Here is a 242-nt window from a genome sequence, read left to right as displayed (position 1 = left end):
ACCGAACGCACCCGCGCCGAACGCGCCGCCCAGCGCGCCCTGGAACTCCGCGATGCCGCCGCCGCCGAACTCGCCGAGGCCGAGGCCGCCGTCACCCTCGCCCGCTCCGATACCGCCGCCGCCCTGCGCGAGTGGTGGAACACCCACCGCGATGTCTACGGCCCGTGCGGGAGGGCCTGGTCGAAGCCCTCGAACACGCCCTCACCAGCACCGGCACCGAACCCACCCCCGCACCCGCTACC

At 75.6% G+C, this 242-nt stretch carries 1 protein-coding gene; it reads left to right on the top strand.

The features are described 5' to 3' along the window. The coding region (locus ON31_RS37020) for a hypothetical protein (protein ID WP_157533795.1) at positions 1–242 on the top strand (242 nt) is incomplete at both ends.

The sequence above is a fragment of the Nocardia otitidiscaviarum NBRC 14405 genome (genome assembly GCF_000308635.1).
Classification (GTDB): Bacteria; Actinomycetota; Actinomycetes; order Mycobacteriales; family Mycobacteriaceae; genus Nocardia; species Nocardia otitidiscaviarum.
This window is presented reverse-complemented; position numbering and strand designations above follow the sequence as displayed.